Consider the following 20,323-nt stretch of genomic DNA (forward strand, 5'->3'; position numbering starts at 1 on the left):
CTGCAGCGCGGGGCCCGCACCGCACGGGGCTCCACCGCTCGGCCCCACACCGGAGGAGACAGCATGACAGCGCACCAGCCGTCGACGGCGAACACCCGTGAGATCACGTCTGCGGCAGAGGTCCTGGCACGCGTCCAGGGGTATGTGGACACGTTCGTCGTCGGACAGCAGCGGCTGCGCGAATCGCTGCTCATCGGCCTCCTCACGGAGGGCCACCTCCTGCTGGAGAGCGTTCCGGGCCTCGCGAAGACCACTGCGGCCTCCGCGCTCGCCGGCGCCGTGTCCTCGTCCTTCGCCCGGATCCAGTGCACCCCGGACCTGCTGCCCAGCGACATCATCGGCACCCAGGTCTACAACGCGTCGACGGGCGCATTCGACACCAGGCTGGGGCCCGTGCACGCGCACATCATCCTGCTCGACGAGATCAACAGGTCGAGCGCGAAGACCCAGTCGGCGATGCTCGAGGCCATGCAGGAGCGGCAGACCACGATCGGCGGCAAGCGGTTCGACCTGCCCAACCCCTTCCTCGTGATGGCGACGCAGAACCCGATCGAGCAGGAGGGCACGTACCCCCTCCCGGAGGCGCAGCTGGACCGCTTCATGCTCAAGGACGTGCTCGCCTACCCCACCCCGGACGAGGAGCTGGAGATCCTGCGCCGTCTGGACGACGGCGTCTTCGAATCGCACCCGGAACCGGCCTGCACCGTCGAAGAGCTGCGTGCCATGCAGCAGTCGGCGAGCAAGATCTACATCGACCCCGCCATCAGCCGCTACATCGTCGAGCTCGTCTGGGCGACCCGCGCGGCGGACCGCGTGATCGGTCCGCGGGGAGCGTTCGTCGAAGCCGGCGCCTCACCGCGCGCCTCGATCGCCTTCACCCGCGCCTCCCGCGCCCTCGCGCTGATCCGCGGCCGCAACTACGTCATCCCGGAAGACGTGAAGGACCTCGCCCAGCGGATCCTCGGCCATCGGATCGCCCTGACGTTCGAGGGCATCGCGGAGGGCATCACCACGACCCAGCTCGTGACGGAGATCCTCAACCGCGTGAGGACTCCCTGATGACGGCCCTCCTCACACGCATCCGCGCACGGCTCACCCTCCACACGCACAGGCGCGTGGCGAGCCTGCTCGACGGCGGCTGGGCGTCGCTGTTCCACGGGCAGTCGCTCGACTTCGACGACCTGCGCGAATACGTCGACGGCGACGAGATCCGCGACATCGATTGGAAGGCGTCCGCACGCCACCCCGTCCCCCTCGTGAAGCGGTACACGGATCACCGGCGCCTGCGCCTCGCGCTCGTCGTCGCGACCGGTCGGTCGATGGACGCGACCGCCGCCGGCGGCGAATCGAAGCGCGACCTCGCGATCCTGCTGGCGGGCATGGCGGGATGGTTCGCCGTGCGCGGCGGTGACGAGGTCTGCATGGCCGCGAACGACGGGCACCGCGTGCACCTGACCCGACCGGAATCGAGCGAAGCGGGCCTGGAGCATCTGCTGCGCCGGATCCTCGCGCGCCGCGGGACCCACGACGACTCCACCGCCCTCGACCTCCTGGACTGGCTGAGCACGCGCCTGCGCCGCCGCCACCTCGTCATCGTCATCAGCGACGAGATCGACCTCACCGATGCCCACCTGCGCCTCCTGCGCAAGATCTCGGGGCACCACGAGATCCTCTGGCTCACAGTGCTCGAGGCCGACCCCCTCGCACTGGCTGCGGCCGACGACACCCCCTTCGACATCGGGGCGACGGTGGCGGGGGCAGCCGCCGGCACCGTGCGCTCCGGCTCCACCGTCCCCTCCCTGCTGGCTGCCGATCCCCGCGTCGCTGAGGCGTACCGCGCGGCGGAATCCGCCCGCCGGGACAGCACGGCGCGAGTCCTGCGCGCAGCGGGCATCGTGCAGGAGAGGGTCGGCGCATCGGCGCAGGCCCTGCCCGCCTTCCACCGCGCAGCGGAGAGGCACCGTCGTGCCCGGTGAGCTGATACCCCCTCTCGGTGCCTCCGACTTCTGGATCGCGGCCGCGGTCTTCGGAGTCCTCCTCGCCGTCCTCGTCGGCTTCCTCCCGCTCATCGGACGTCTGCGCGGCCACGCGACGGGCCCTCGTTCGGTGCCGGTGCATGTCCGCAGCCGCTACGCCGCACTCATCGACGCGATCGAAGAGCGCTACGCGAGCGGCGACCTCACGACCAGGACGACGGCTCAGGAGCTCAGCGCACTGCTGCGCGACTTCGCCTCGGAGGCGTGGGGCGCCTCGGCGAAGCACATGACGCAGCGTGAGATGCGAGAGGCCGGCATCGCTCCCCTCGCCGATGCCGTCTCCCGTCTCTACACCGCGGAGTTCGAGCGCGATGTGCCGGAGACGGCCGCGGAAGAGCTGCGCGTGGCCCGGGAGGTGATCACCCGATGGTGACGACCCCCATGCTCTGGCTGGCGATCGTCCTGGGCGTCGCCGGGCTCATCGCTCTGGGAATCGCCTTCGCGCTCCCCTCCCGCAGCCGAGGCCGCACCCCGGTCGCCTTCCTCTCCCGCCTCACAGCCCTGCCGGAGTACGTGCGGGCGCGCCGCCGCCTGCTGCTGGGGGGCCTCGCGGGACTCGCGATCGTCGCTCTCACCGCGGTCTTCGCCCTGGCGGGCGTCGCCCGGCCGACGACGATGGAGACCATCAGCCCCAAGCGCCACCTGCGCGACGTGATGCTCTGCCTCGATGTGTCCGGGTCGATGGTCGGCTATGACGCGGAGATCATCGAGTCGTACATCGACATGGTCGACTCGTTCGACGGCGAGCGCATCGGCATGACGATCTTCAACGCGACCGCCGTGACCGTCTTCCCCCTCACGGACGACTACGACATGGCCAAGTCGTTCCTCGAGGACGCGCATGAGGGCTTCTCGTCGTACGGCACCGACGGCCTGGACTTCATCACCCCGACCCAGCCGGACAACGTGCCGGGATCCTCCCTGATCGGCGATGGCGTGGTGAACTGCGTCGAGGCCTTCGACCGGAAGGAGGAGGAGCGCTCCCGCTCGATGATCCTCGCCACCGACAACGAACTGGCGGGCGATCCGCTCTTCACCCTGTCGGAGGCCTCCGACCATGCGCTCGAGACCGATGTCCGCATCTACGCGCTCGCACCGTCGCGCTACTTCTTCCCCCTCAACCTCGAAGAGCTGGAGGGCGCGGCGGAGGCGACGGACGGCGAGTTCCACTCGATGTCCGACGAACGCGCCGTCGACCGGATCGTCACCTCGGTCCAGGAGACGGAGGCCAGGCTGACGGACGGACGTCTCGTCACGCTGTTCCACGACAAGCCGGTGGTCCCGCTCGTGGGCAGCGGGCTGGGGATCATCGCACTGCTGCTCCTGGCATGGAGGATGCGCCTGTGAACGACCTCGTCTTCAATCCGCTCCTGCCGTGGCCCGTGCTCGTCGCGATCGCCCTCGTCCTGGTCGCCGGCTGCGTCGTCCTCGCCGTGCGCACAGCCGGACGGCGGACCCAGTGGGTCCTGCGTGCGGCCGCGGTCGTCGTGCTGGCCCTCGCGTTCAGCCGTCCCGGCATCCCGGTCACCGCTGTCACGGAGCGCAGCGAGGCGGCTCTCGATGTCTTCGTCGTCGTCGACGTCACCGCGTCGATGGTGGCCGAGGACTGGGACGGGGACGCTCCGCGTCTCGACGGCGTCGAAGAGGATGTCTCGGAGCTCATGGAGCAGGCGCCGGAGGCCCGCTACTCCCTCATCACCTTCGCTGCGACCAGCCAGACCGTCCTGCCGCTGACGACGGACGACACCGCCATGCGCTCCGCGCTCGACGTGCTGCGCCCCGAAGTGACGCTGTACTCCTCCGGCAGCTCGATCACGTCAGCGCGGGACCACCTCGTCGAGCGCCTGGAGAAGGCCGCCGAGGACCGTCCGGACAGCGCACGCCTCGTGTTCTACCTGGGGGACGGCGAACAGACGTCCGGCGACGAGCCCGCGCCGATGGACGGGGTCGCCGACCTCGTCGACGGCGGTGCCGTCTGGGGCTACGGGACGTCGGGCGGAGGACGCATGCAGGAGACCCGGGGGTACTGGAACGACGAGGAGACGGAGTACATCACGGACCCGTCGACGAATGCGCCCGCCGTCTCGACCATCGACGAGGGGAACCTCCAGGGCATTGCGGACGATATGGGCGTCGAGTACGAGCACCGCACCGTGGGTGACGCCGTCTCCTACGAGTTCCCCGATGTCGACCGGATCGTCCAGGAGAAGGAGGACACGACCCAGGCCGTCTCCGAGTTCACCTGGATCCTCTTCATCCCGCTCGTGGCCTGGCTCGCGGTGGAGGGCGTCTTCGTCGCGCGACGGATCCGGGGCCTGGGCCTGCTCTCCGGATCGAGGCGGTCGACATGAGCGCTCAGACCGATGCACCGCAGACCCGGCACCGAAGCTCCCGCGGCAGACTCATCGCCGCAGGCGCGGTCATCCTCGTCCTGCTGGCGGTCGCCGCGTGGTCGGGGCTCACCCACTGGCAGCTGGCGCGGGCGAGCGCGCAGTTCGAATCGGGCGACTACACCGCCGCGCAGGAGTCCGCGGATCGGTTCCTCGACATGAGCCCCTTCGAGCGCCACAAGGGCCACTTCGCGGCCGGCACCGCGCTCGCGGGCGACGGAGCGCTCGACGAGGCGGAGGCGGAGCTGGAGACAGCACTGTCCACCGCTCCCGCACGCGACGAGTGCGCGGTCCGGGTCAACCTCGCGCTCGTGCAGGAGGGGCAGGCCGACGCGTTCCGCGATGCCGACGACGTCGATGCGGCCAACGACCGCTACGACGCGGCGCGCACGACGCTCAGGGAGGCTCCCGAGGAATGCCGCCCCGACGGCTCAGGACAGGATGAGGAGATGGATTCCCAGGAGCAGCGGGTCGACGAATCGCAGGAGGAGATGAACAACCCCTCCTCCGGCGGCGAGGGCGGTGAGGAGGGCACCGACGGCGACGACGGGTCGGACGGCGGCGACTCCGAGGACGGAGACGGCGGCGACAGCGACTCAGACGGCAGCGGCGGCGGTGAGGAGTCCCAGGACGGTTCGGGCGGAGACACGTCCGGCGAGGAGTCCGGGGAGAGCGACGAGCGCATGGAGGAGCTCGAGAAGCGCCGCCAGGAGTCGGAGGAGCGCCACTCGCAGACGAATGAGGGCGGCACCGGATCGGGGGTGCGGGAACCCGGTTCGAAACCGTGGTGAGTGTCCGTCACGTATGACAGCATGTGCGCATGGTCACAGACGATCCGATCCGGCTGCGCGCCGAACTGCAGACGTTCCCTCCGTACATCCCCGGGCGTGCGCCCGCCGACGTCGCCGGTCTCACCCCGTTCCGCCTGTCGTCGAACGAGAACCATCTCGATCCCCTCCCCGCGGTCCTCGAGCAGCTCGCCCGGCCGGGTTCCGGGCCCACCCGGTATCCGGATGACGCGGCCGTCGCACTGCGCCGCAGGATCGGCGAGGTGTTCGGGGTCTCGCCCGAACGGACGATCGTGACGACGGGGGCCTCGGAGCTCCTCGTCGCGGTCACGCAGATCACGTCGGACAATCGGACCGAGGCCATCTACCCGTGGCCGTCCTTCGAGATGTACCCGCAGGTGACCGGCCTCGCGGGAGCCAAGCGCCACCCTGTTCCGCTGCTGCCCGACGGTCGCCACGACCTCCAGTCGATGGCCGAGGCCGTCACAGACGCCACCGGCCTCGTGTTCCTCTGCTCCCCCAACAACCCCACGGGCCCCGTCCTCACGCATGCGGAGCTGACGGCCTTCCTCGCGCGCGTGCCGCCGCACGTCGTCGTCGCACTCGACGAGGCGTACTGGGAGTTCGCGACCGACCCTGACGCCGCCCGCGGCCTCGAGCTGCTGGACTCCCACCCGAACCTCGTCCTCCTGCGGACGTTCTCCAAGGCGCACGGTCTTGCCGGGATGCGCGTGGGATATGCGATCGCGCACGAATCGATCATCGAGGGACTCCTCAAGGCAGTCATACCGTTCGGCGTCACGGAGGTCAGCCAGGCGGCCGCCCTCGTCTCCCTGGACCATCACGAGGAGGTGCTCGCCCGTGCCCGTGAGATCGCTGCCCAGCGCGACGCGCTCGCGGACGCGCTCCGCGCACAGGGGTGGACCGTCCCGCAGGCGCAGGGCAACTTCGTCTGGCTCCCCCTGGGCGAGTGGTCCGAGGCCTTCGAGATCGCGGCGAGCCGACAGGCGCTCGCCGTCCGCAACCTCGGCGCCGGTGTCCGCATCAGCGTCGGCCCGCAGGAGGCGCTCGACCGCGTCCTCGACGTGACGGCCGCATTCCTGGAGGAGCATCCTGACCTCCCGCTCTGACAGATGACTCTCCGCCGCGCGTCGATCCGCCCGCGCGTCGATCCACCCACGAGGAGGACCATGTCCGACGATCAGCCCCTGGGCCCCGCCGACTACAGCGCCACCCCCCGCTTCGCAGGACCGCCGACCTTCGGCCTCCTCCCCCGCCTCGACGAGGTCGAAGCGGCGCGTCCGGACGCGGACATCGACGTGAAGATCCTCGGAGTCCCGTTCGATGCGGGTGTGAGCTACCGTCCCGGAGCCCGGTTCGGCCCCGACCACATCCGGACCTCGTCGAAGCTCCTGCGGCCCTACAACCAGGCCGTCGACGTCCGCCCCTTCCACGCCCAGCAGGTCGCGGACTGCGGCAACCTGGGGGTGAACCCCTTCGACATCGAAGCCGCGATCACCGACGTCGAGCAGAACGCGGACGCGATGCGCGCCGACGGCGCGAAGCTGCTGACCCTGGGAGGCGACCACACGCTGGCGCTGCCGAACATCCGCTCCGTGCACCGGACCCACGGCCCGATCGCCGTGCTGCACTTCGACGCCCACCTCGACACGTGGGACACGTACATGGGAGCGCCGTACACGCACGGCACCCCGTTCCGCCGGGCGAGCGAGGAGGGCCTCCTCGACCTCGAGCGCTGCCTCCACGTGGGCATCAGGGGCCCGCTCTACGGCGAGGAGGACCTCGAGTCCGACAGCGTGCTGGGGTTCCAGGTGATCCGGTCGGATGACTTCGAGTTCCAGCCGCTGTCCCGGATCGTCGAGCGGATGCGGACACGACTGGGCGACGCACCCGTCTACCTGTCCATCGACATCGACGTGCTGGACCCCGCGGCGGCACCCGGCACCGGCACACCGGAGACCGGCGGCCTCACGAATCGCGAGCTCCTCAACGCGGTCCGCGGGCTGGCGGGCCTCAACGTGGTGGGCGCGGAGATCGTCGAAGTGGCGCCCGCATACGACCACGCAGAGGTCACGGGCCTCGCCGCCGCACAGCTGGGCTTTGAGATCCTGTCACTGTGGGCCGGTGCGAAGCAGGGGCGGACCGCGGTCGGCGGCCCCGTCGCAGAGCATCTGCGCTCGGAAGGAGACGCGCGATGAACGACCGGACCACCCCGACTGACCAGGCATACTCCAACGGCGGGCTCGCCGTCGTCGCGGCTCTGGCCGCGCACGGCGTCGACACGGTGTTCGGCATCCCCGGCACGCACAACCTCGAGTTCTACCGGCACCTCGACCGGTTCGGCATCCGCGCGATCACACCGCGCCACGAACAGGGCGCCGGCTACGCCGCTGACGGCTACTACGTGGTGTCCGGACGTCCCGGCGTCGTCCTCACGACCTCGGGCCCGGGCCTCACCAACGTCATCACAGCGGCGGCGACCGCATACGCGGAGTCACGTCCCATGCTTATCCTGTCCCCCGGCGTGCCGACGGGACTGGAGCGGGCCGACGTCGGCATGCTGCACGAGACCAAGGACTCCTCCGGCGCGCTCAGCCACCTGCTGGTCGCAGCGCATCGAACGCGGACGGCCGAGGGCGCGGCCCAGGCCGTCGCGGACGCCTTCGCGCTCTTCGCCGGAGCCCGTCCCGGGCCCGTCCACATCGAGGTCCCGCTGGACGTGCTCGAGGGCGGGTGGCACGGCACGACCGCAGCCCCCTGGCCTCCCCGCTCGCGTCCCCTCGATGAGGACGCGGTGGACACCGCCGCCGAGGCCCTGGCCGCCTCCGTCCACCCGCTCATCATCGCGGGCGGCGGGGCACGCGGAGCCTCCGCGCAGATCACGGCTCTCGCCGAGGCGCTGGACGCACCCGTCGCGACGACGGCGAACGGCAAGGGCATCCTCGACGAGACGCACCCTCTGGCGCTCGGCGCGAACGTCCGCTGGCCGTCGGTCCAGCAGGCGTCGCGGGATGCCGACGTGCTGCTGGTCGTGGGCACGGAGATCGCCGATTCGGACCTGTGGGGCGGCCTCATCGGCGTCCAGGAGCAGTCCGGCGCTGACGACAGCTCGCAGACGGTGATCCGCTGCGACATCGACCCGGACCAGCTGCACAAGAACCTCCGCGGCGACGTGCTCGTCCTGGGCGACGCGCACTCCTTCACGGACGGACTCCTCGCACGCCTCGGCAGTCGCACCGGCGTGGGAACCGGCAGCGGCGCAGACAGCCGGATCCCCGCAGGCAGCCGCGAAAACGGAGCGGACCGCGCCGCGGCTCTGCGACGGGAGGTCGCGCGCGAATTCGACGCGACTCAGATCGGCGCCCGGGTCACAGCACTCGTGCAGGAGGCCGCGGGCCACGACGTCATCGTCTCCGGCGACTCCTCGCGCGTCACCTACGACGGGTCCGTCCACGCCCTCGTCGCCCGGACGCCGGATCAGCTGCTCTACATGCCCGGCTACGCGACGCTCGGTTACGGGATCCCCGCCGCGATCGGCGGTCGCCTCGCGGCACCCGATCGCCCTGTCGTGTGCATCGTGGGCGACGGCGCGGCGATGTTCGCGATCCAGGAGATCGTCACGGCGGTCGAACTGGCGCTGCCGATCCCCTTCGTGATCGTCGACAACGGCGGGTACGAGGAGATCGAGCACCAGATGGTGGAGCGCGGCATCAGCCCCTTCGCCGTCCGCCTCCATCGGCCGGACTTCGCACTGCTGGGCGAGTCCATGGGCGCGCGCGGGAGCACGGTCGGGCTCACGGACCTCGACGAGCACCTGCCGGATGCGATCCGGGCCGCCCTCGCCGCGGATCGGCCGACCGTCGTCCACGTCCGCGTCGACGCCTGATCCCCGTCCGGCCCGCCCTCCTCATCTGATACCTGACCGACCGGTACGCCGGTCCCGGAAGCGAACGGACTCCGAGCATGGATATCGCAGTCGTCCTCATCTACCTCGCCGCCATGATCGGCTTCGGCATCTGGGGGATGCGCCGCACGCGCAGCCAGGAGGACTACCTCGTCGCGGGCCGTCGCCTGGGTCCGCTCATGTACACCGGCACCCTCGCCGCCGTCGTGCTGGGCGGCGCCTCGACAGTGGGCGGCGTGGGCCTGGGCTATGAGTTCGGGCTGTCCGGCATGTGGCTGGTCTTCTGCATCGGCCTGGGCATCATCGCGCTCAGCCTCTTCTTCGCGCCGAAGATCCAGAGGCTGGAGATCTACACCGTCTCCCAGATGCTCGAGCTGCGCTACGGCCGCGGTTCGCGCCAGGTGTCGGGGATCATCATGTCCGCGTACGGGCTCATGATCGCCACGACCTCGACCGTGGCCTACGGCAGCATCTTCCACGCCCTGCTGGGCATCGACAGGATCCCCGCGATCCTGCTGGGCGGGTCCGTCGTCGTCATCTACTCGATGCTCGGCGGGATGTGGTCGATCACGCTGACGGACTTCGTGCAGTTCGTCATCCAGACGATCGGCATCTTCCTGATCCTCCTGCCCATCGTCATCGTGCAGGCGGGCGGGTTCTCAGAGATCGGCGCGACGCTGGGCCCGGACGCGTTCGACCCCGTGGCGATCGGCGGGTCGACGATCTTCACGTACTTCCTCATCTACACGCTGGGCCTGCTCATCGGTCAGGACATCTGGCAGCGCGTCTTCACCGCCCGCTCCCCCGGAGTCGCCCGCTGGGCGGGACTGTCGACCGGTCTCTACTGCCTGCTCTACGCCGTCGCCGGGGCACTCATCGGCACCGCCGCCCAGGTGCTGGTGCCCGGCATCGAGGTCAGCGACGATGTCTTCACCGCCGTGGTCGACCACTCGATGGCGCCTCTGCTCGCCGGCTTCGTGCTGGCCGCGGCGCTGGCCGCAGTCATGTCGACGGCCTCCGGTGCCCTCATCGCAGGCTCCACGGTGTTCCGCCAGGACGTCGTCGAGCAGTGGGGAGCGCGCAGGACCGGAGCGGCCCAGGACCTGGGCGGCGTCGACGAGTCCGCGGACCGGGTCGGAGCATCACGGATCTGGCTGGTCGTCTTCGGCATCGCGAGCATGGGGCTCGCCCTCGTCATGCCGAGCGTCGTCGAAGCGCTGACCGTCGCCTACAACATCCTGGTCGCGGGTCTGCTCATCCCGATCATCGGCGGTCTCGTGTTCCGCCGCGGGACGATCGTGGGCGTGCTGGCAGGCATGATCGCAGGCACCGTGACGACGGTCGTCATGATGATCGTCGCGGGGATCTTCGCGGATTCGCCGATCTACCTGGGCCTCGCCGCCTCGATCGTCGCCTACCTCGTGGGCTCGTTGGCCTCGCGCCCCACGCCGGAGCCCGTGCTGGCGGCCTGGGACGAGCGGCTGCGCCGCTGACAGCGGTTCAGCGGCTCTGCCCCTGGTTCAGCGCCGCTGCCGGAGGGTCAGTCCGGCGATCACCGCGGCCACGAGCATGAGGACCGCCGCGATCGACGAGGTGACCACGACTCCGGAGTCGAAGGCGCTGCGGGCGGACTCGAGAAGATCCGCGGCTAGAGGGCCAGGCAGCGTGCCCGCCACCTCGACCGCGCCGCCCAGCGTCTCTCCCGCCGTGGTCGCGTCTGCGGCGGACACACCGTCCGGGACCTCGACGTGCGAGCGGTAGGCGGCTGTGAGCACGCTGCCCAGCACCGCGGTGCCCAGCACCGCGCCTCCTTCGTAGGCGGTCTCCGAGATCGCAGAGGCCGCCCCCGCCTTGTGGGCCGGCACCGCTGACAGGATCACGTCGTTCGAGATCGTCTCCGCCATACCCACGCCGGCGCCCAGGATCGCGAAGGCGATGAGCAGACCCAGGTCGGATCCGGCCTGCCCGCTCACCAGGATCACGCCGTAGCCCACGGCGTTCAGCACCAGACCGCCGGAGACGACGGTCGCGGGTGTGAACACCCGCACCAGCCAGACGGCGGCGAGCCCCGCGACCACGGTGACCGCGAGTCCCGGCAGCAGGAAGAGTCCCGCCTCCAGCGGACTGCGCCCGCTCACCAGCTGCAGATGCTGGGAGATGAAGAAGAGGAACCCGACCAGGGAGAACACGCTCAGCAGGTTCGCCGCCAGCGCTCCGCTGAACGCGGGGACGGTGAACAGCCGCACGTCGAGCATGGGACGCGGGCGCCGCAGCTGGCGGTGCACGAAGAGCGCTCCGCTCACCACCCCCACGAGAACGGCCGCCGCCGAGGTCCCCGTCACCCCCGCGTACGCGACCTCCTTGACGGCCCACACGATGGGGGCCATCGTCGCCATCACGAGGACGATGCTCAGCGGGTCGATGGGGCTGGGGTCCGGATCCTTGGACTCGGGGATCAACCACATGCCCAGTGCCAGGAGCGGGACGAGGACCGGCACGGCCAGCAGCAGCACGGAACCCCACCAGAAGTGCTCGAGCAGGACTCCGCCCACGATGGGGCCCAGTGCCGCACCGCCGGAGAACCCGGCGGCCCACACCGCGATCGCCGTGCGCCGCTCCGTGGGATCGGTGAAGACGTTGCGGATGATCGACAGGGTCGCGGGCATCAGCATCGCCCCGAAGAACCCCAGCGCGGCGCGCGCGGCGATGAGTGCGGCCGCGGTCGGCGCGAACGCCGCGAATGCGGAGACGACGGCGAAGCCCAGACCGCCGATCATGAGCAGCCTGCGACGACCGACGGCGTCTCCCAGGCTCCCCATCGGCACGAGGAGCCCCGCGAGGACCAGTGGGTAGGCGTCGACGATCCACAGCAGCTGTGCCCCCGACGGCGCGAGGGCCGCGGAGATCCCCGGCAGCGCGAAGGCCAGCACGGTGTTGTCGACCGCGATGAGGATCACCGGGAGCATGAGGACGGCCAGCGCGGCCCATCGTCGGCGCACGGTCAGAGTGGGGGCGGTGCTGGTCGTCGAGTTCGTCGGCGGTGCGGTGGCGGACATGAGGCTCCGTCGTGAGGTGTGGAAGGGGGGGGGCGGTGGCCCGGAACAGCACAATACCGTCCAGCCGGTACAGTATCTGCGAGGGCTCCGTCACACGGTCGGCGCGCTCCCCCGTCCGATAGGGTCGCACCCATGACGACGGCACGCGAAGGACTCCTCGATGCACTCGAGGAGATCCTCATCGACGAGGGCGAGCGCGCGGCGACCCTCGACGCCGTCGCCGCACGGGCACGCGTGTCCAAGGGCGGCCTGCTCTACCACTTCGCGTCGAAGGCCGCGCTGGTCGACGGGCTCATCGCACGGCTGCAGGAGCGGGCGGAGGTTGATGCCCACGAGATGCGCGACGCACCGGAGGGATCCGCCGCCCACTACGTGCGGACGTCTGCCGAGGTCGACTCCGCTTTCGACCGGACGCTGCTCGCAGCGCTCCGCCTGTCCCTGGGCACCGATTCCCGCGTGACGGAGGCCCTCCAGGAGATCCGAGCCCGCTGGCTGCGCCTCATCACCGACGACGTGGGTGACGACGACGTCGCCCGTGCGGTCCTCCTCATGGGCGACGGCCTCTACTCCGCGTCGCTCGCGGCCGACTCGCCCACCGCGGCCCTGGCCACCACGGACGCGGACCGCGATGCCGAAGCGCTGCTGCGCGTCGTCGACCGTCTGCGCGGACAGCCGCTCTGACGCTCGGCGTGTATGCGATCCCCCGCGACGCTCGACAGATCATCGCGACGCTCAACAGATCATCCGCCCCTTGGAAGGACCCGACGTGTTCGTCGAACATCACGCCCCCGAACCACCGCCGGCCCACGTGCTGGAGGCACTCGCAGAGACCTCCGTCTCGACAGTGGGCCACCTCACCGACTTCGGGTTCCCGACCGGGCTGTCCCCGCTGTACCGGCCTCTGAAGTTCGTGGGCCCGGCGGTCACCGTGAAGATCCCCCACATCGATCACACCGCAGTCCACATCGCCATCGACTCGCTGCGACGCGGCGACGTCCTCGTCATCGACCAGTCCGGCGACGATACGCGCTCCTGCTTCGGCGGCATGGGCAGCTACGCGGCACAGGCGAAGGGAGCCGTGGGCGCAGTCCTCTCCGGACCCGTCAACGACGTCCGCGAGGTCACCGAGCTCGGGTTCCCCGTCTACTCCCACGGCACCGCGGCGCACACCACACGACTGCTCGGGCTCGAGGGGAGCATCAACGTCCCCGTCTCGATCGGCGGCTCCGTCATCCGGCCCGGAGACATCGTCTTCGCCGACTCCGACGGACTCGCGGTGCTCCCATCCGGATCCGTCGAGGGCCTCGCGAAGCTCCTCGCAGAGAAGGAGGCGGCCGAACCGGAGCAGAAGCGCCGGATCGATGCGGGCGAGTCCCTCTCGGACCTCAGCGGAGCGCGTGCGCTCTTCAACCGTGCAGCGGACAGGGGGTGAGCGCAATGGGAGACGTCATGGTCCTCGTCCACACCGGCATCGCGATCGCTCTGATCGTCCTGCTCATCATGGGCGCCCGCCTCAACGCAGTCATCGCCCTCCTGGCGGGCTCCATCTACCTGGGCCTCGCTGCCGGCCTCGGGTTCACCGGCACCACGGAGGCCCTCGCCACCGGGTTCGGCGACATCATGGCCGAGGTCGGCCTCATCATCGCCATGGGAGTCCTCCTCGGATCTCTGCTCGCGTCGATGGGCACCCTCGAGAACATCGTCGACCGACTCCTGGCCCTCTTCACGCCGAAGCAGCTCCCCTACGCCGCCGGCCTCACGCTCACTGTCTTCTTCCCGGTGATCTACGGCGACGTGCTCCTCGTCCTCATGGCTCCGATCGTGCGCTCCCTCGCTCCGCGGCTGGGCCCTGGCGGAATGGCGAAGATGTGCACCGCTCTGGCGGTCGGCATCAACGTCGGCCTCGTCTTCGTCGTCCCCGGTGCCGCGGCGATCGCGATCGCCGGACTGCTGGGCGTGCCGCTCGGCACCATGCTCTTCGCCGGACTGCTCCTCGCCCTGCCCACCGCGGTGCTCACGATGCTCGTGTACAACCAGCTCCTCCGGTTCGGACTGTGGAACCCGGAGAAGGACGAGCTCGTGGGCCTCGGCGACGTCGAGGCCGACTCGTCCGCGGACGACCCGGAGGCGGGCCGTACGGGCACTCACGGCGACGCGGGGACCACGAGTGGCGCACAGACCATGAGTGGCGAGGCGACCACGGGTGGCGCGGCCGCCTCCGACGCGACTGTCGCGACGAGGGCACCGCTGCGGATCTCGCTGCTGCCGATCGTCGTCGCCGTGCTGCTCGTCGCCGCCGGAGTCGTGACCGACATGGTCGGTGCCGGCGAGGGGGTCCTCGGATTCGTCGGCGATCCGGTCATCGCGATCTTCGCCGCACTCGTCCTCGCATATCTCCTGGCGTGGAGGACGCTCGGTCGCACGAGGGCCGATGACGCCATCGGCACGGGCTTCCGCGAGTCCGGCATCGTCCTCATCATCACCGGCGCCGGCGGCTCGCTCGCCGCGGTCATCGGGCAGACAGGTCTGGAGGACATCCTCGGCGGCTACTTCTCCGCCGGCGCCTTCGCCCCTCTGCTCATCGCCTGGGGAGTCGCCGCGATCCTCCAGATCGCGCTGGGCTCCGCCACGGTGGCGATCATCACCGCAGGCGGCATCCTGGCCCCCATCATGTCCACGCTCGACGTGCCGACCGTGCTCGTCGCGCTGGTCGCCTCGTCCGGCGCACTCTTCGGCATGCAGCTCAACAGCAACTTCTTCTGGATCTTCCAGCCTCTGCTGCGCCTGACCACACTCGGGACCCTCAAGACCCTCACCCTGCCGATGTGCATCGCCTCCGTCATCTCCCTCGGACTCATCATGCTCGCGAGCCTCGTCGTGTGAGGAGCCCTGCGACGCGCAGCGGCCCGGTGGAGGACGTCCTCCACCGGGCCGCTGCGCTCCTGAGCGCAGGTGCGCCGCTCCTGGTCAGAGCGCGAGGCGGTCCCGCTCAGTACTCGACGACGACGCGTCCGTCGATCTTGCCGTGCCTCATCTCATCGAGGATCGCGTTGATGTCGCCCAGCGGCCGCTTCGTGAACGTCGGGTGGATCTTGCCGGCCGCATAGAAGTCGAGCGCCTCGACCATGTCCTGGCGCGTGCCGACGATCGAGCCGCGGATCGTCAGCCCCTTCAGGACGATGTCGAAGATCGGGGCCGGGAACTCACCGGGCGGCAGCCCGTTGAAGACGATCGTCCCGCCGCGGCGGGTCATCCCGATCGCCTGGCCGAAGGCGTCCTTGTGGACTGCGGTGACGAGTACGCCGTGGGCGCCGCCGATCGCCTCCTGCACGGCTGCGGCGGGATCACCGTCCATCGCGTTCACGACGACCTCCGCGCCGTGCTTCTTCGCGAGCGCCAGCTTGTCGTCCGCGATGTCGACCGCGACGACGCGCAGTCCCATGGCGACCGCGTACTGGACTGCGATGTGTCCCAGGCCGCCGATCCCGGAGATGACGACCCACTGGCCGGGGCGCGCCTCCGTCCGCTTGAGCCCCTTGTACACCGTCACACCGGCGCACAGCACCGGGGCGATCTCCGCGGGATCCGATCCTTCCGGGATGATCGCGGCGTACTGGGCGTCGACCAGCATGTACTCGCCGAACGATCCGTCCGTGGAGTAGCCGCCGTTCTGCTGCTGCTCGCACAGCGTCTCCCATCCCTGGCGGCAGTGCTCGCACTCGCCGCAGGCCGACCAGAGCCACGCATTGCCGACCATCTGGCCCACCTCGAGGTTCGTGACGCCCTCGCCCAGCTCCTCGACGATGCCCACGCCCTCGTGGCCCGGCACCAGCGGCAGCTTGGGCTTCACCGGCCAGTCCCCCTCCAGCGCGTGGAGGTCCGTGTGGCAGACGCCGGTGGCGATGACCTTCACCAGTGCCTGGCCCCGTCCGGGTGTGGGCTTCTGCGTCTCCCCCACTGTCAGTTCGTGTCCGAAGTCTTCGACGATCGCTGCCTGCATTGCGTTCATGGTCCTGCTCCTTGTGTGTCGCTCTTCTTCGAGTGGTTCAGGGGTTTGAAACATGGCGGGGCCGGGCGGCGGACCGCCCGGCCCCGGATGCTGCGTGAGTGTGCTGCGGCGTCAGCGCTGCAGGATCAGAAGAAGCCCTGTGCGTTGTCGCTGTAGCTCACCAGCAGGTTCTTGGTCTGCTGGTAGTGGTCGAGCATCATGAGGTGGTTCTCGCGGCCGATGCCGGAGGACTTGTAGCCGCCGAACGCCGCGTGCGCCGGGTAGGCGTGGTAGTTGTTCACCCAGACGCGGCCGGCCTGGATCTGGCGCCCCGCCCGGTAGGCGGTCGTCCCGCTGCGGGCCCACACGCCGGCGCCCAGTCCGTAGAGGGTGTCGTTCGCGATGCTCATCGCGTCGTCGTAGTCCTTGAACTGCGTCGTCGCGACGACGGGACCGAAGATCTCCTCCTGGAAGATCCGCATGTCGTTGGTCCCCTCGAACACGGTCGGCTTCACGTAGAACCCGCCCGACAGCGCACCGCCCAGATCGACGGCCTCACCGCCCGTGAGGATCTTGGCGCCCTCCTGCTTGCCGATGTCCAGGTAGGACATGATCTTCTCGAACTGGTCGTTCGACGCCTGCGCACCGATCTGGGTGTCGGTGTCGAACGGGTCGCCCTGCTTCGTCGCCTTCACCCGCTCCAGCGCGTCCGCCATGAAGCTGTCGTACATGCTGGACTGGATGAGTGCGCGCGACGGGCACGTGCAGACCTCGCCCTGGTTGAGGCTGAACATCGCGTAGCCCTCGAGCGCCTTGTCGTAGAAGGCGTCCTTCTCCTGCGCGATGTCGTCGAAGAAGATGTTGGGGCTCTTCCCGCCCAGCTCCAGCGTGACGGGGATGATGTTCTGCGACGCGTACTGCATGATGAGGCGACCGGTGGTGGTCTCACCCGTGAACGCGATCTTGGAGATCCGCTTGTTCGAGGCGAGCGGCTTGCCCGCCTCCGCACCGAAGCCGTTGACGATGTTCACGACGCCCGCCGGGAGGAGGTCCGCGAGCAGCTCCATGAGCACGAGGATCGACACGGGCGTCTGCTCTGCCGGCTTGAGGACGACGCAGTTGCCCGCAGCGAGGGCCGGGGCGAGCTTCCACACCGCCATGAGGATGGGGAAGTTCCAGGGGATGATCTGGCCGACCACGCCCAGCGGCTCGTGGAAGTGGTACGCGACGGTGTCCTCGTCGATCTGCGACAGGCCGCCCTCCTGCGCCCGGATCGCTCCGGCGAAGTAGCGGAAGTGATCGATCGCCAGGGGGATGTCGGCGACGAGCGGTTCGCGGATCGCCTTGCCGTTGTCCCAGGACTCCGCGACCGCGATCTTCTCGAGGTTCTCCTCCATCCGGTCCGCGATCTTGTTGAGCATCACGGCGCGCTCTGCCGGTGTCGTCTTGCCCCAGGCGGGCGCAGCCTTGTGGGCCGCGTCGAGGGCCAGCTCGATGTCCTCCGCCGTGGACCGTGCGACCTCGGTGAAGGCCTTGCCGGTCACCGGAGTGACGTTCTCGAAGTATTCGCCCTTGGCCGGCGGCGTCCAGGCGCCGCCGATCCAGTTCTCGTAGCGGGGCTTGAAGTCGACGAGGGCTCCGGATGTTCCGGGATGTGCGTAGACGGCCATGTCGGCCTCCTCCTTCTGCACGTCGCTGTGCGTTCGAGTGTCCCGGCGGCGGTCGTGCGAATCTGCCCGATCCGCCGGGCTGTGACTCCACACTAGAAGGCACCACGTTGCACGGACGTTGCGTGGATCACACCGACCGCAGCGGCCACCTCAGCAGCGTCAGCAGCGGTCGCCCCATCGGCGTCACCAACGGTCGCCTCGGCGGCATCAGCCCGCGCCGAGCTCCGCCTCGATCGCATCCAGACGCGCGACGGCGGCCGCCCGGCGGATGTCATCCGCGGGCAGCAGCTGCAGAGCGAGCATCCACGCGTCCTGATCGTCCTGGGCGTCCTGCCGTCGCAGGTAGGTCCAGAGGAGGTCGTGGTCGGCGAACTGCATGACCGCCTCGCGCAGCTCCGCAGACAGCACGGAGCGGATCCGCTCCGCCTCCGGTGCGGACGACGGAGGCAGGACCTCGCCCCGGCAGAGTCGGACGGCGCGGTCGACGTCGCCGTCCGCGAGCGCGTCGCGGGCCGCCCGCGCATCCGTGAGCGGCGGCCGTTCGCCGCCGTCTGAGGACACCAGGCGGTAGGGGCGCGACGCGAGCTCGATGGAACCGGCCGAGGCCTCCGCGAGCACCCGGCGCAGCCGGTGCATCTCGACCCGGACGGTCGCCGCCTCCGGCACTTCGGTGTAGACCATCTCGCCCAGCTGCGGCCCGGTGAGTCCGTCGTCGTGCCAGTCGAGCAGGGTCAGGATCTCCGCGTGCCGCAGGCCGATCTGCTGTTCCCGCCCGCCGCTCATCAGCGCGGGTGCGCCCGGTCCGGTGACCCGGACGACGGGTCCGGCAGCGTCTGCCTCGGGCTGCGCCGCATGCGCCGTCCGGATCCCCGAGACGGGGAAGCCGGCTCCACCCGCGTCTCCCGCGTGCGAGGTGCCGGTCACCACGAGCGCCTCCCGCGCCTCGGCGATGGTCGCCTCCGGTGACGGGGCCGGCAGCTGGGCTGCGAGCTCCGCCTCGATCGCCGCGGCGGCGGCCGTGAGGAGCGGAAGGCTGAGCGGGGACACCGCCTCCGATCCTCCGGTGATGTCGAGGACCCCCAGGAGAGCACGGGTGTGCGGATCCATCAGCGGCACGGCCGTGCAGCTCCACTCGCGCACGGAGGGTGAGAAGTGCTCCTCGCCGACGACGGCCGCGGACTCCCCGGTGGCGACGACGATCCCCGGTGCCGAGGTGCCCATGCCGGTCTCTGACCAGTCGGCGCCGACGGCGAATCCCATCGATTCGGAGCGTCGCAGCGCAGAGTGGTCGCCCTCGACCCACAGGAGGCGTCCCTGCGCATCGCCGATCGCGACGACCAGACCGGTGTCCCGCGCGGGTTCGATGAGGAGGCGGCGGACGATCGGCAGCGCGTTCGCCAGCGGCCCCTCGCTGCGCAGGCGGGCGAGTTCGTCCGGATCGATGCCCATCGACGCGGCTTCCCGACCCGTCGGCGGCAGTGCGCCCAGCGACCGCTGCCATGATTCCGTGACGATGCTGCGCACGGTGTTCAGGCCGGTCTCCGAGGCGCGTGCGGACAGCCGCCCGAACGCGCGCGTCACCTCACGCTGATACTCGCGGGCGAGGTACTCCGCGCCCGACGAAGAAGCCTTCTTCATGTTCGCGGCCTTTCGCGTACGGATCCGCCGGTCGCGTCACTGCGATCGGCCGGATGTGAGCCCCTCCGGGATGATGCGAACACTAGTCGACTTCGGGTGAGGCTTCCAGGCGCCGTCCATCGCGCAGCCGCGTCAGGAGCGGCGTCAGGCGGTAGGGCACCATCGTCCGCATCGAGATCAGCGTCCGGGTGCGCTTCACCCCGCGGATCGCGAGGATCCGCCCCGCGACCCGGTAGAGGTCATCGGCATCGCGGGCGACGACCTGGATGAGGGTGTCGCCGGGGCCTGTGATGCCGATGACCTCGAGGACTTCGGGGACCTGCGACAGCGCCTCCCCCACCTCGTCGAGGCGGCGCTGCTTGAGGTTCGCGAGCACGTATGCGCGCAGGGGGTACCCCAGGGCTGCGGGGTCGATGCGGTGGTCGCTGGGGTGCAGCGCCTCCTCCTCGAGGCGGTTCATCCGCGCGTGCACCGTGTTCCGGGCGACGCTCAGGCGGTGCGCGAGCCCTGCGATCGTGGAACGGGGGTCCGCCACGAGTGCCAGGAGGATCTTCGCGTCCAGGGCGTCGCTCAGCCTGCGCCGACGGCGCGGCGGCATCGGGTCCGACGCGGTTCCGTCTCCCACAGCGGGTCTCCTGTTCATCGAATCCATCAGCGTGCGCCCATTCCGGCACTCTCATTCTGAGCATACCGCTCACTTCTACAGAGCAGGGTTGAGCACTCTGCACCTTCGTGGTTGTGTGGCTCACACGTCGAGGGCAACCGCATCGGCACCTGCACGACACACCCCGTCTGCACAGCATCCGGACGATCCGTCCACCTTTCGCCGGCA

18 protein-coding genes are annotated in these 20,323 nt (G+C 70.0%); 13 read left to right on the top strand and 5 right to left on the bottom strand.

The window, feature by feature from the left end; translation table 11 throughout:
• The first annotated feature begins 63 nt into the window (after positions 1-63).
• The 10 genes from BSP109_RS13115 to BSP109_RS13160 all read left to right on the top strand — a co-directional run bounded on the left by BSP109_RS13115 (position 64) and on the right by BSP109_RS13160 (position 10,632).
• Complete coding sequence (locus tag BSP109_RS13115) at positions 64-1,059, top strand: MoxR family ATPase (protein WP_087005001.1); 996 nt, start codon at positions 64-66, stop codon at positions 1,057-1,059.
• A complete protein-coding gene (locus tag BSP109_RS13120; protein WP_101601197.1) occupies positions 1,059-1,976 on the top strand; it encodes a DUF58 domain-containing protein in 918 nt (305 codons plus the stop codon). The genes BSP109_RS13115 and BSP109_RS13120 overlap by 1 nt, the downstream gene beginning before the upstream one ends.
• Entirely contained in the window at positions 1,966-2,409 is a 444-nt protein-coding gene (locus tag BSP109_RS13125) for a hypothetical protein (RefSeq protein ID WP_087005007.1), read from the top strand. Before BSP109_RS13120 ends, BSP109_RS13125 begins: the two co-directional genes overlap by 11 nt.
• A complete protein-coding gene (locus BSP109_RS13130) occupies positions 2,403-3,383 on the top strand; it encodes a VWA domain-containing protein (protein WP_087005010.1) in 981 nt (326 codons plus the stop codon). The genes BSP109_RS13125 and BSP109_RS13130 overlap by 7 nt, the downstream gene beginning before the upstream one ends.
• Positions 3,380-4,387 (top strand): VWA domain-containing protein, encoded by a 1,008-nt coding sequence (locus BSP109_RS13135; RefSeq protein WP_180959736.1) that lies wholly within the window; start codon positions 3,380-3,382, stop codon positions 4,385-4,387. The genes BSP109_RS13130 and BSP109_RS13135 overlap by 4 nt, the downstream gene beginning before the upstream one ends.
• Positions 4,384-5,217 (top strand): hypothetical protein, encoded by an 834-nt coding sequence (locus BSP109_RS13140; RefSeq protein WP_101601200.1) that lies wholly within the window; start codon positions 4,384-4,386, stop codon positions 5,215-5,217. Before BSP109_RS13135 ends, BSP109_RS13140 begins: the two co-directional genes overlap by 4 nt.
• A gap of 29 nt (positions 5,218-5,246) precedes the next feature.
• Positions 5,247-6,344, top strand: coding sequence for a histidinol-phosphate transaminase (locus tag BSP109_RS13145; RefSeq protein ID WP_101601202.1), 1,098 nt, complete (start codon positions 5,247-5,249; stop codon positions 6,342-6,344).
• Positions 6,345-6,404: 60 nt separating this feature from the next.
• A complete protein-coding gene (gene speB, locus BSP109_RS13150) occupies positions 6,405-7,433 on the top strand; it encodes an agmatinase (RefSeq protein ID WP_101601204.1) in 1,029 nt (342 codons plus the stop codon).
• Entirely contained in the window at positions 7,430-9,121 is a 1,692-nt protein-coding gene (locus BSP109_RS13155) for a thiamine pyrophosphate-binding protein (protein WP_101601205.1), read from the top strand. The genes speB and BSP109_RS13155 overlap by 4 nt, the downstream gene beginning before the upstream one ends.
• A 77-nt stretch (positions 9,122-9,198) precedes the next feature.
• Positions 9,199-10,632, top strand: coding sequence for a sodium:solute symporter (locus BSP109_RS13160; protein ID WP_087005024.1), 1,434 nt, complete (start codon positions 9,199-9,201; stop codon positions 10,630-10,632).
• A 27-nt stretch (positions 10,633-10,659) separates the two neighbouring features.
• On the opposite strand, the gene BSP109_RS13165 is transcribed toward BSP109_RS13160, so the two are convergent.
• A complete protein-coding gene (locus BSP109_RS13165) occupies positions 10,660-12,195 on the bottom strand; it encodes an MFS transporter (RefSeq protein WP_101601207.1) in 1,536 nt (511 codons plus the stop codon).
• Positions 12,196-12,327: 132 nt separating this feature from the next.
• Here BSP109_RS13165 and BSP109_RS13170 point away from each other — a divergent pair, with 132 nt between their 5' ends.
• The 3 genes from BSP109_RS13170 to BSP109_RS13180 all read left to right on the top strand — a co-directional run bounded on the left by BSP109_RS13170 (position 12,328) and on the right by BSP109_RS13180 (position 15,078).
• Positions 12,328-12,876 carry a TetR/AcrR family transcriptional regulator gene (locus tag BSP109_RS13170; protein ID WP_101601209.1) on the top strand — a complete coding sequence of 183 codons (549 nt, stop codon included), beginning with the start codon at positions 12,328-12,330 and terminating at the stop codon, positions 12,874-12,876.
• 85 nt (positions 12,877-12,961) lie between these two features.
• Positions 12,962-13,627 (top strand): RraA family protein, encoded by a 666-nt coding sequence (locus tag BSP109_RS13175; RefSeq protein WP_219618550.1) that lies wholly within the window; start codon positions 12,962-12,964, stop codon positions 13,625-13,627.
• A gap of 5 nt (positions 13,628-13,632) precedes the next feature.
• Entirely contained in the window at positions 13,633-15,078 is a 1,446-nt protein-coding gene (locus BSP109_RS13180; RefSeq protein ID WP_101601213.1) for a GntP family permease, read from the top strand.
• Positions 15,079-15,184: 106 nt separating this feature from the next.
• Here the strand turns inward: BSP109_RS13180 and adhP are convergent, their stop codons facing one another.
• The 4 genes from adhP to BSP109_RS13200 form a co-directional block, all read right to left on the bottom strand.
• A complete protein-coding gene (gene adhP / locus BSP109_RS13185; protein WP_087005035.1) occupies positions 15,185-16,204 on the bottom strand; it encodes an alcohol dehydrogenase AdhP in 1,020 nt (339 codons plus the stop codon).
• Between the two features lie 125 nt (positions 16,205-16,329).
• Entirely contained in the window at positions 16,330-17,853 is a 1,524-nt protein-coding gene (locus tag BSP109_RS13190; protein WP_101601214.1) for an aldehyde dehydrogenase family protein, read from the bottom strand.
• Positions 17,854-18,060: 207 nt separating this feature from the next.
• Positions 18,061-19,491, bottom strand: coding sequence for a GAF domain-containing protein (locus BSP109_RS13195; RefSeq protein ID WP_101601216.1), 1,431 nt, complete (start codon positions 19,489-19,491; stop codon positions 18,061-18,063).
• An 82-nt stretch (positions 19,492-19,573) separates the two neighbouring features.
• Complete coding sequence (locus BSP109_RS13200; RefSeq protein ID WP_256970210.1) at positions 19,574-20,116, bottom strand: Lrp/AsnC family transcriptional regulator; 543 nt, start codon at positions 20,114-20,116, stop codon at positions 19,574-19,576.
• Positions 20,117-20,323 lie beyond the last annotated feature (207 nt).

It is taken from the genome of Brevibacterium sp. Mu109 (assembly GCF_900169375.1).
Lineage (GTDB): Bacteria > Actinomycetota > Actinomycetes > Actinomycetales > Brevibacteriaceae > Brevibacterium > Brevibacterium yomogidense_A.

Bases quoted from the DNA above. Each gene is read 5' to 3' on its own strand.
- BSP109_RS13115 (WP_087005001.1), top strand. From the start codon at position 64: ATGACAGCGCACCAGCCGTCGACGGCGAACACCCGTGAGATCACGTCT.
- BSP109_RS13120 (WP_101601197.1), top strand. From the start codon at position 1,059: ATGACGGCCCTCCTCACACGCATCCGCGCACGGCTCACCCTCCACACG.
- BSP109_RS13130 (WP_087005010.1), top strand. From the start codon at position 2,403: ATGGTGACGACCCCCATGCTCTGGCTGGCGATCGTCCTGGGCGTCGCC.
- BSP109_RS13140 (WP_101601200.1), top strand. From the start codon at position 4,384: ATGAGCGCTCAGACCGATGCACCGCAGACCCGGCACCGAAGCTCCCGC.
- BSP109_RS13145 (WP_101601202.1), top strand. From the start codon at position 5,247: ATGGTCACAGACGATCCGATCCGGCTGCGCGCCGAACTGCAGACGTTC.
- speB (WP_101601204.1), top strand. From the start codon at position 6,405: ATGTCCGACGATCAGCCCCTGGGCCCCGCCGACTACAGCGCCACCCCC.
- BSP109_RS13155 (WP_101601205.1), top strand. From the start codon at position 7,430: ATGAACGACCGGACCACCCCGACTGACCAGGCATACTCCAACGGCGGG.
- BSP109_RS13160 (WP_087005024.1), top strand. From the start codon at position 9,199: ATGGATATCGCAGTCGTCCTCATCTACCTCGCCGCCATGATCGGCTTC.
- BSP109_RS13165 (WP_101601207.1), bottom strand. From the start codon at position 12,195: ATGTCCGCCACCGCACCGCCGACGAACTCGACGACCAGCACCGCCCCC.
- BSP109_RS13170 (WP_101601209.1), top strand. From the start codon at position 12,328: ATGACGACGGCACGCGAAGGACTCCTCGATGCACTCGAGGAGATCCTC.
- BSP109_RS13180 (WP_101601213.1), top strand. From the start codon at position 13,633: ATGGGAGACGTCATGGTCCTCGTCCACACCGGCATCGCGATCGCTCTG.
- adhP (WP_087005035.1), bottom strand. From the start codon at position 16,204: ATGAACGCAATGCAGGCAGCGATCGTCGAAGACTTCGGACACGAACTG.
- BSP109_RS13190 (WP_101601214.1), bottom strand. From the start codon at position 17,853: ATGGCCGTCTACGCACATCCCGGAACATCCGGAGCCCTCGTCGACTTC.
- BSP109_RS13195 (WP_101601216.1), bottom strand. From the start codon at position 19,491: ATGAAGAAGGCTTCTTCGTCGGGCGCGGAGTACCTCGCCCGCGAGTAT.